Raw genomic sequence first — 8953 nt, 5'->3', positions numbered from 1 at the left:
CCGGGCCGTCAGGACTCGTTCGCGGCCGCCGACTTGGCTGCCCGCTCGATCTTGGCGCGGTAGGCCGCGCGGGCCTGCTCGTCGATGGGCCGCTCGTGTTCGGCGCGCATGCCGGTGCGGCCGTCGAGGTGCTCACGAAGGATGTCGGCGTGGCCGGTGTGGCGGATGGATTCGCCGAGGACGTGGAGCATGATCAGGAACAGGTTCGTGTCGGCGTGCGGCGGGGACCACCACGGCACGTGGCCGGGGGCGTCGATGGGGAGCTCGTCGATCGTCGCGTCCGACCGCTCCCAGGTGCGGCGGTAGAAGCCGATGATCTCCTCGCGGGTCTCGTGCTCGGCCGCCCACAGGTCGCTGCCGTCGGCGTCCTGCCAGCGGGGCAGCGGTTCGGGGGAGGGGCGGCCGAAGACCTCGCCGAAGTACCGGGCCTCGACGGTGGCCACGTGCTTGACGAGGCCGAGGAGGTTGGTGCCGGTCGCCGTCAGGGGCCGGCGGGCGTCGTATTCGGAGAGGCCGTCGAGCTTCCAGAGCAGTGCCTGGCGGTCCTGCCGGAGCCGTCCGTGCATGTTGGCCTTCGCGAGTTCATCGATCATGCGGCAAGAGACTGCCACATGAGGCGCGCGGGCTCAAGTCACTCGGCCGGTGCGACATGCCCTTGCCGGACGAGGAAGTCGCGGATGAGGGCCGTGATCTCGGCGAGGTTGGTTTCCAGCGCCCAGTGGCCGCCGTCGAGGAGGTGGAGTTCGGCGTCGGGGAGGTCGCGGAGGTAGGCGCGGGCCGAGGGTTCGGGCATGTAGCCGTCCTGCGGTCCCCAGGCGATGAGCGTCGGCGGACGGTGTTCGCGGAGGTAGGCCTGGTAGCGGGGGAACCAGTCGAGGTTCGCGCGCAGGCCTTCCATGAGGCCGACCATGATCGCCCGGCGCTCGGGGGTCCGCAGCTGCGTCCAGGCCAGGGTCCAGAGGTCGGGTGGGATGCGTGCGGCGAGGTCGGGGCGCACGTCGTTCAGGAACTCCTCTCGGAACCCGGCTTCGCTCACCGCGTCTTCGAGCATGGCCCGGCCCTCGCGGGTGGGGTTGTCCCAGTATTCCTGCAGCCCTTGGTATTTGGGACCAAGCGTGTCTTCGTAGATGTCGCCGTTCTGGATGATGAGGGCCGCCACCCGCCGCGGCGCGGCGATGGCGAGGCGCAGTCCGATCTGGGAGCCGTAGTCGTGCAGGTAGAGGGCGTACCGCTCGATGCCGAGGCGCTCGGTGAAGCGGCCCAGGAATGCGGCGTAGTCGTCGAAGGTGCATCGGTCGGGCGCGGGCGTGCCGCTGTAGCCGAAGCCGGGGAAGTCGGGCGCGACCGTGCGCCACCGGTCGGCGAGCGCGGGCATGAGGTCGCGGTACTGGTACGAGGAGCACGGGTAGCCGTGGGGGAGGAGGAGCGCGGGCGCGCCCTGCGGCCCGGCCTCCCGGTAGAAGACCTCGGTGCCGTCGAGTTCGAGGCGGTGGTGCCGGACGTTCCGGTCCGGGGCGGTCGGTCCGGTCGCCATGTCCCTCTCCCTTCGCGGTAGCCCGAGCGGCCGGCGCGAGGGCCGCGAAGCGGCGCCACGCCGGGGAAGGTCCCGCGTGCCCTCGCACCGGCCGAACCCGATGGCTTTCCGCGCAGGGGCGTCTTTAAACGCGGCCGCGTTGCTGCGCAGCCAGTGACCCGGCTGCGTGCAAGGAAAGCTCGCCCTGCGCCCGCGCGGGGCTCAGTGCTGTTGCGCAAGTGGCCCGGTCATGACGAGGCGGTTCCTGCCACGAGGGTGCGGAACGCGTCAAGGTCGCCGATGATCGCCTCGGCACGGTCCCGTCCCTCGTGCAAGTCCCAGTAGCGGGCGCCGATGGCGTCGGGGTCCGCCACCGGGTCCCCGGGGATGACACCGGAGGCGATGGTGACCGTCGCGGCGTAGACACCGGTCGGCTCGAGCTCGCTGTGGAGCGTGTGCGCCCAGTTGCGCAGCCCGGCCATGGCCATGCCCACATTCGCCAGGAACGGTGCGGGCACGGTGGAGGAGACTCCGGTAGTCAGCAGGATGGTGCCTTCGCCGCGGGCGAGCATCCCCGGCAGGACGCGGCCGACTGCGGCGACCGCGCCCAGGACGTGCAAGTCCAGTTGTGCCGCGACGTCATCGACCGTGAGAGCGGTGGCGGTCGCGATGGTCCCGGTCGGGCTGGGGCTGTACTCGAGGACGTCGATCGGCCCGAGCGCCGCTTCCGCTTCGGTGAGTGCGGCGGTGAGCGCATCGCGGTCGCGGATGTCGGCCGCGAATGCGGCAGCGGTGATCCCCAGGGCGGCCAGCTCGTCGACCAGGAGCTCCAGTTTGGAGGCGGTGCGGGCGATCAGCGCGATGCGGTAGCCGCGGCGCCCGAACGCGCGAGCGACCCCCATGCCCAGGCCTTGGCCCGCTCCGATGATCGCGAGCGTCTTCGCCATAGTCGGCGCTCCTCTCGGCCGCGGGGGCCGCTCCGGTCCAGGTCAACGCATGACCTGGATGGTTACCATTTGTTCTCGACCGACGATAGGCAGTCCGGGACCGCCCCGCAAGACGGCACATTGCTGTCGGCGACGCACATGGAGGTAACCATGCAGGCCAGAACGCTGCCGAGCCCCGGCGACGACCGAACGTCGGACGAGGAGGCGTGCCGGCAAGTCCTCCAGATCCTCTCCTTGATCGGCAGCAAGTGGAGCATCCTGGTCATCGGGCAGCTGCGAGACCGAACCATGCGGTTCAGCGAGCTCCACCGCGTCGTCCACGGCATCTCCCAGCGAATGCTCACACTCACCCTCCGCGGACTCGAACGCGACGGTCTGGTCGAGCGGACCGTGCATCCCAGCGTGCCCCCGCGAGTGGACTACGCCCTCACCGACCTTGGCGCCACGCTCCTGGACTCGATGACCGCACTCAGCGACTGGGCGAGGACTCACCGCGTCGAGATCAACGATCACCGTGCCCGCTACGACGCCGAACGATGATCCCGCTCCAAGCATGAGCGGGCTCCTCGACCGGACATCGCCTGGCGGACGGTCTATTCCCGGGCTTGTCGCAGTTCGGCGAGGAGGGCCGACACCGGGCCGGCGGTGAGCATGCCGCTGCCTGCGGCCAGTTCGCCCTCCGCCGGGGCCAGGGCCGCTTCGGCCCGGGCCATGATCGCCTTGTCGCCCAAGGCGATCGCCGCGCGTGCGATGAGTGCCCAGAGCACTTCGGTGAGCAGGTCGCCCGGCGGGGCCGGTGTTCGGCGCAGGGCTGCTGCGGCTTCGTCGCGGCGGCCCGTTTCGAGCAGTTGCAGCGGGCGCGCCCAGGGTTCGTATGGGCCCCAGTCGGTGTCGGCCGGGAACCCGAGCGGCAGTCCGTCGCGGAGCCGCAGGCACAGCAGCGCCAGCGGCAGCAGTCCGCGCTGGACGCCGGGCATGCCCGCGCCGTCGAGCCGGTCCGCCGCGGCCCGGTACGCGGCCTCGACCTCACCGAAGGACGAGCCGTGCGCCGCGAGCCGCATCGCCCGGTACCAGTCGGTGAAGACCCCCGTCAGCGGCCGCTCATGCCGCGCCGCGAGGGCATCCGCCGCCGCCGCGTGCGTGTCCGCCCCCGCGAAGTCCGCCAGGGCGCTGCGCGACTGGAGCCGGATCAGGTGGCCCAGGATCTCGTACGCGGGCAGGCGGTGCCGGGACGCGAGGGCAACCAGTTCGGCACCGATCCGGTCGCGCTCGGGCGCGAGGCCGGTGCGGTGGAAGGCCTGCATGAAGACCCCGTTGAGCGCGAACGCCAGCAGCGCCGGATCGCCCAGCCCTCGGGCCAGCCGCTCGGCCTCCGCAGCCGCCTGGGCCGGACGCGGTCCCGGGACGCCCCGCGACTCGACCGCGATCACCGCCAGCAGACGGGCCTGGTCCACATCGTGCGCGTCAGGCCCCAACCGCGCCAAAGCATGTTCCGCGGCGGCCGCGATCCGGGCCGACCTCGCCGGGTCGTCCGAACGGGTCCAGATCGCGGGCACGTCGTACCCGCCGATCACCCGCGCCGCGAGCTCAGGGTCGTCCAACCGCTCGGCGGCCGCGACCGTCGCCGCCCACTGCTCCTGCGCCGCAACCAGACCGGTCCCGCCGGTGAACGCCAGACTGCGCAGCAGACCGACCGTGGACTCCAGCCTGGCCGGCGACCGCGGCCCCACCGTCTGGTCGTACGCCGCCGCAGTCGCGGTCCAGACCTGTTCGGCCCCTTCGACATCGGGATCGACCTGGCGCAGCAGGTCGGCCTCCAGACGCCGGAGCCGGACGTTCGGCTCGACCCCGTGCCGCTCGTCGAGCAGCGCCTTCGCGCGCCGCAGGACCGCGAGCGCGTCCGCCTGCCGCCCGGACCGGTACAGCGCCAGCGCCAGTGACCGCCAGGCCTCCTCGCGCCAAGGATGCTCCGCGACCAGCGCGTCGAGCTCCGGCACCGCCTCGCCGGGCCGCCCGAGTGCCAGCAGCGCCTCGGCCCGGCGCTCAACCGCGTCGAGCCGCAGCTGCTCGAGCCGCGACCGCTCGGTCCCGGCCCAGGCCTCGTCGAAGTCCGCGTACGCCGGCCCGCGCCATTCACAGAGCGCCCGGTCGAGCAGCGCCAGCGCCTGATGCGGCGCCGCCCCGCCCGCCTCGGCGACGGCCGCCTCGAACCGCCACGCGTCCACCGCCTCCGCCTCGACCCGCAACGCGTACCCCGGCCCCTCGGTCACCAGCACCCGGGCGGGCGTCCGGGGAGGCCGGTCCGGTTCCAGGGAGCGCCGCAGCGCCGCCACGAACGTCCGCACCGCGCCCACCCCGCCCGCCGGCCCCGGACCAGCGCCGGGAGCCGAGCCCCAGAGGTCGTTCACCAGCCGGTCCACCGGCACCATCCGCCCGCGCGCGACCACCAGCCGCGCCAGCACCGCCCGGTGCCGCGGCCCCTTGAGATCCAGCTCGGACCCCGCCCCGTCCCAGGCCAGGACCGGGCCGAGCACCCCGATTCGCACGCGCACGCCCACCTCCGTCCGCTCGTCAAACTATCGCGCTCATTGAACGCTCATCGGTGACTCGCAGACTCGGAGAGGTCCACCGAACCAGAAGGAGCCACCATGAACCTTTCGATCCCGGGCTTCGACCACCGCCGGATCGCCGTCGACGAACAGGTCTCGCTGCACACGGCCGTTGGCGGCGAAGGCCCTCCGGTCGTGCTGCTCCACGGCTTCCCCCAGACCCACCTGATGTGGCGGCACGTCGCCGCCGACCTCGCCGCCGACCACACCGTGATCGTCCCCGACCTGCGCGGCTACGGCGCGAGCGACAAGCCCGCCGAGGCCGGACCCGACACGTACTCCAAGCGCACCATGGCGAACGACATCGTCACCCTCGCCGAGCGCCTCGGCCACCGCCGCTTCGCGCTGGCCGGGCACGACCGGGGCGCGCTGGTCGCGGTCCGCGCGGGCCTCGACCACCCCGAGGCGGTCTCGCACCTGGCGATCCTGGACGTGCTGCCGACCCTGGACATGTGGGAGGTCCTGCGCGGGGCCGACGCCAAGGTGGCGTTCCACCTCTACCTCATGGCCCAGCCGCCCGGCCTGCCCGAGCGGATGATCGCCGCGAGCGCCGACGAGTTCTTCGGGTTCTTCCTGGACGCCTGGACGAAGGCCCCCGAGGCCATCCCGGGGCCGGTCCGCGAGGCGTACCTGCGGGCCTCCCGCGAGGCGGTGCCCTCGATCGTGGCGGACTACCGCGCCTCGGCGGGGATCGACGTGGAGCACGACCGCGCCGACCGCGAGCGCGGCGCGCAGCTGCGCATGCCTGTCGCTGTGCTGCAGCAGGACTGGGGCGCGGCGCTCGGCTATGACGCCGCGGCGGTGTGGCGGGCCTGGGCCCCGGATCTCGACCACCGGCTCACGGGCGCCGGCCATTTCATGGCGGAGGAGGACCCGTCCCTGGTGGTGAAGGTGCTGCGGGACCTCTTGGCGCGCTAGCGAAAAGGCGTGCCTCCCTCGGAGGGGAGGCACGCCGTTGGGATTGCCCTGCTCAGGCTGCCGTCAAGTGCGCCGACTCGACCGGCCGCTGGAGTCGATCGTCTAGACCGTGGTGGTCTGCGTCAACCCCGACCACCACTGGCCGTTGGCGTGGTACACGACGTACCAGGCGATCCGGTGGCCCTCGGGGAAGTCCTTGTTGCACACCGTCCAGCCCGCGGAAGGGGCGAAGTTGTTGGTGCAGTAGCCCTCGCGGTCGCCGTCGAGGTCCCACCAGGTGATCTTCACGGCGTAGTCGGCCGAGCCGTTGTTCTTGAGCCAGATGTAGTCGCCGTACGGCTGGACGCAGCCGGACACGTAGCGGTTCTCGACGCACTCTCTCGAGCTGTCCTCGTACCAGGTGACGTTGGTCGTCCAGTCCTGCTCGTACGCGGCGAACGCCGGCGTGGCGAGGCCGAGGACGGCGAACAGGGGGACGGCGAGCGCGGCTAGCAGCGCCGCGAAGCGGTTGCGCATGGGGGAATGCCTCTCTGATGGACGTGGCCGCGCTCCGGGGGTGGGCACGGGTGGAGAGAATGCGTTCGGCGCCAATGGATTTGGGTCGAGCGCTGAGGGAAGTACGCAGTGGCTCGGTCCTCGGGTTGCCTGCGGCGCACGACTGTTTCTCGGAGCGGTCGCGTCGGCTGCGGCAGAATCAGGTGCGGAATCCGCTCCGGAGGCTCGGGACGGCCTGTGGTCGCCGCGATCGGCTCACGCCCGCCGCCACAGGGCGGCCGAGAGCCACACCACCGCGGCGGCGAGGACCACCAGTGAGACCTGCAGGGCCGCTTCGGGAACGAGCGCCCGCAGCCCGATCGGGAACGTCGCCGCCGCGTACAGCGCGAGCGGGATGCGAGGCGCGCCGCTGCGCCAGAGCCCGGCTGCGTACACGACCGCCGCGACGATGAACAGGATCGAAGCGACCGTGAGCGCGGTCCCGAGCGGCCCGCCGCGCAGCGCCTCCACTTGCGACGGTTCAAGGTACGCGAACACGAGGTTGATCACGAACTCGACGCCCACGAGCGCGGCGACCGACGCGAGGCTCGCGATCAGCCCGACCGTGAGCAGCCCGCCTCTCCGTGAGCGGGAAGCGAGGTAGAGCCCGAGGACGAAGCCGATCGCGAAGATCTGCGCGAGGGGCGCGAGCAGCTGCGTGACCGCCGTCGTCGGCAGGATCTCGGCCCGCTTGGCGGTGTTGACGAGGATGATCGCGGCGCAGAGCCATCCGGCGAACGCGGCGATCCGCAGGTACGGCCGCAGTTCGCCGCTAGGGGTGGCAGGGGTGGTCATGGCAGCCTCCAAGCTGAGGGAATAACACTTGTTATAGCAATAACGATTGTTATGCTGGCTGCGGCGGGCTGTCAAGTACCCTGGCATCCACGTCGCCGAACGCGGCCGAATCGCGTCCATCCCGTTACCCGGAGCGGAGTCCGCCCATGTCTGCACCGACCGTCGCCGAGCAGCTGGTCCTCGGCGGACGCGCGCTCATCAGTCGCGAAGGGACCGCCGACCTCTCGGTGCGCCGCCTCGTCGAAGCCGCAGGCCGCTCGACCATGTGCGTCTACAGCCACTTCGGCAACCGCAAGCGACTCCTCGCCGAGGTCTTCCGCTCCTGCGGCGACGACCTGCTCGCGGCACTCGCCAAGGCCCGCAACGCCGCCGACCTCGAACGCGACTACGCCGCCTACGCCCGCGAGGAACCCCGGCACTTCCAGTACCTCTTCGCCGCCGACCTCGAGACCTTCGGGATCGACCAGTCCCTCCGGCTCGACCTCATCGACTCGGTCCTCGACCGGGCCGCCGCCCACCTCGGCGGCGGCAAAGATGAAGCGCTCGCCTGGTGGCTCCGCATCCACGCCGCGACCTGGCTCGACACCACGCAGCGCCTCGCCGGCGAGCCCGCCCGCTTCGACACCGAGGCCGCGCTCAAGCGCTGATCCCCGGCTTATTCAACCAATAGGTTGACAACGATCGGAGCAAGGTCTAGCGTTATATTCAACCAACTAGTTGAGGACGATCGCGTGGGCGACAGCACCGACCAGCTCGACCGGGCCTTCGCAGCCCTCGCCGACCCGACCCGCCGCGACCTCGTCGCCAGACTCGCGATCGCGGACGCCACGGTCGGCGAATTGGCCGAACCGTACGAGATGAGCTTCCAGGCCGTCTCCAAGCACGTCAAAGTGCTCGAAGACGCCGGACTCGTCACCCGCAGCAGAGACGCCCAGCGCCGGCCGGTCCACCTGAACGCGGAGGCCCTAGACCAGATGACCCAGTGGATCGAACGCTACCGGCGCGAAGCCGAAGCACGCTTCAGCCGCCTCGACGCCCTCCTGGCCCGCACGGCCGAGGACGACGGGAACCGGCCCACCAGCAAGGAGAAGGAATCATGACCAAGCACGAAACCGAGATCGCCGCCGATCCGAAGGTCCCGACGATCGCGATCACCCGCGAATTCGACGCCTCGCCGGAACGCGTCTTCCAGGCCCACGTCGACCCCGACCTCTACGCCCAGTGGACCGGGCCCCGCTCGGCGAAGATGAAGATCACCCGCTGGGACGCCCGCACCGGCGGCGAGTGGGCGTTCAGCGGCGAGAGCGAGGGCGGCGAGTACGCCTTCTTCGGCAGCTTCCACGAGGTCCGCCCGAACGAGCGGATCGTCTGGACCTTCACCTACGAGGGCGAGCCCGACAGTGTCTATCTCGAAACGCTGACCTTCGAACCGCTCGAAGACGGCCGCACGCGGCTGCGCATCCTGAGCGTGACGCAGGACTTCGAAACCCGCGACGGCATGCTCGCCAGCGGCATGGACGTCGGCGTCAACGAGGGCTACGAGAAGCTCGACGAACTCCTCGCCGCCAAGGCCGACACCGAGAACGAGGGGTAGCGGCCACCGTGAGCGAAGCCATGAGTGCAGCCCAGCGTGCAGC

Annotated in this window: 11 protein-coding genes; 5 read left to right on the top strand and 6 right to left on the bottom strand. The window is 71.3% G+C overall.

Annotated features, from left to right (window positions below):
• Positions 1-8 precede the first annotated feature (8 nt).
• The 3 genes from AB0K52_RS11070 to AB0K52_RS11060 all read right to left on the bottom strand — a co-directional run bounded on the left by AB0K52_RS11070 (position 9) and on the right by AB0K52_RS11060 (position 2460).
• Complete coding sequence (locus tag AB0K52_RS11070) at positions 9-593, bottom strand: DinB family protein (protein ID WP_363529472.1); 585 nt, start codon at positions 591-593, stop codon at positions 9-11.
• Between the two features lie 38 nt (positions 594-631).
• Positions 632-1534, bottom strand: coding sequence for an alpha/beta hydrolase (locus tag AB0K52_RS11065; protein WP_363529469.1), 903 nt, complete (start codon positions 1532-1534; stop codon positions 632-634).
• Between the two features lie 227 nt (positions 1535-1761).
• On the bottom strand, positions 1762-2460 hold the full coding sequence (locus AB0K52_RS11060) for an SDR family NAD(P)-dependent oxidoreductase (RefSeq protein ID WP_363529466.1): 699 nt from the start codon (positions 2458-2460) through the stop codon (positions 1762-1764).
• A gap of 150 nt (positions 2461-2610) precedes the next feature.
• Here AB0K52_RS11060 and AB0K52_RS11055 point away from each other — a divergent pair, with 150 nt between their 5' ends.
• Positions 2611-3000: a helix-turn-helix domain-containing protein gene (locus tag AB0K52_RS11055; RefSeq protein WP_363529463.1), complete on the top strand. Its 390-nt coding sequence runs from the start codon at positions 2611-2613 to the stop codon at positions 2998-3000.
• A gap of 53 nt (positions 3001-3053) precedes the next feature.
• Here the strand turns inward: AB0K52_RS11055 and AB0K52_RS11050 are convergent, their stop codons facing one another.
• Entirely contained in the window at positions 3054-5012 is a 1959-nt protein-coding gene (locus AB0K52_RS11050; RefSeq protein WP_363529460.1) for a BTAD domain-containing putative transcriptional regulator, read from the bottom strand.
• 96 nt (positions 5013-5108) lie between these two features.
• Here AB0K52_RS11050 and AB0K52_RS11045 point away from each other — a divergent pair, with 96 nt between their 5' ends.
• On the top strand, positions 5109-5987 hold the full coding sequence (locus AB0K52_RS11045) for an alpha/beta hydrolase (RefSeq protein ID WP_363529458.1): 879 nt from the start codon (positions 5109-5111) through the stop codon (positions 5985-5987).
• Between the two features lie 102 nt (positions 5988-6089).
• Here AB0K52_RS11045 and AB0K52_RS11040 read toward each other — a convergent pair whose 3' ends face one another.
• The gene (locus tag AB0K52_RS11040) at positions 6090-6503 is read right to left on the bottom strand and encodes a hypothetical protein (protein WP_363529455.1); all 414 of its coding nucleotides are present in this window, start codon (positions 6501-6503) and stop codon (positions 6090-6092) included.
• A 234-nt stretch (positions 6504-6737) separates the two neighbouring features.
• Positions 6738-7316 (bottom strand): hypothetical protein, encoded by a 579-nt coding sequence (locus AB0K52_RS11035; protein ID WP_363529452.1) that lies wholly within the window; start codon positions 7314-7316, stop codon positions 6738-6740.
• 146 nt (positions 7317-7462) lie between these two features.
• On the opposite strand from AB0K52_RS11035, the gene AB0K52_RS11030 reads away from it, so the two are divergent.
• The 3 genes from AB0K52_RS11030 (at position 7463) to AB0K52_RS11020 (ending at position 8910) form a co-directional block, all read left to right on the top strand.
• Positions 7463-7963, top strand: coding sequence for a TetR family transcriptional regulator (locus AB0K52_RS11030; RefSeq protein ID WP_363529449.1), 501 nt, complete (start codon positions 7463-7465; stop codon positions 7961-7963).
• A gap of 84 nt (positions 7964-8047) precedes the next feature.
• Complete coding sequence (locus tag AB0K52_RS11025) at positions 8048-8416, top strand: metalloregulator ArsR/SmtB family transcription factor (protein WP_363529446.1); 369 nt, start codon at positions 8048-8050, stop codon at positions 8414-8416.
• Positions 8413-8910 (top strand): SRPBCC family protein, encoded by a 498-nt coding sequence (locus AB0K52_RS11020; RefSeq protein ID WP_363529443.1) that lies wholly within the window; start codon positions 8413-8415, stop codon positions 8908-8910. The genes AB0K52_RS11025 and AB0K52_RS11020 overlap by 4 nt, the downstream gene beginning before the upstream one ends.
• Positions 8911-8953 lie beyond the last annotated feature (43 nt).

This window comes from Glycomyces sp. NPDC049804 (assembly GCF_040674615.1).
GTDB classification, from domain to species: domain Bacteria; phylum Actinomycetota; class Actinomycetes; order Mycobacteriales; family Micromonosporaceae; genus Glycomyces; species Glycomyces niveus.
This window is presented reverse-complemented; position numbering and strand designations above follow the sequence as displayed.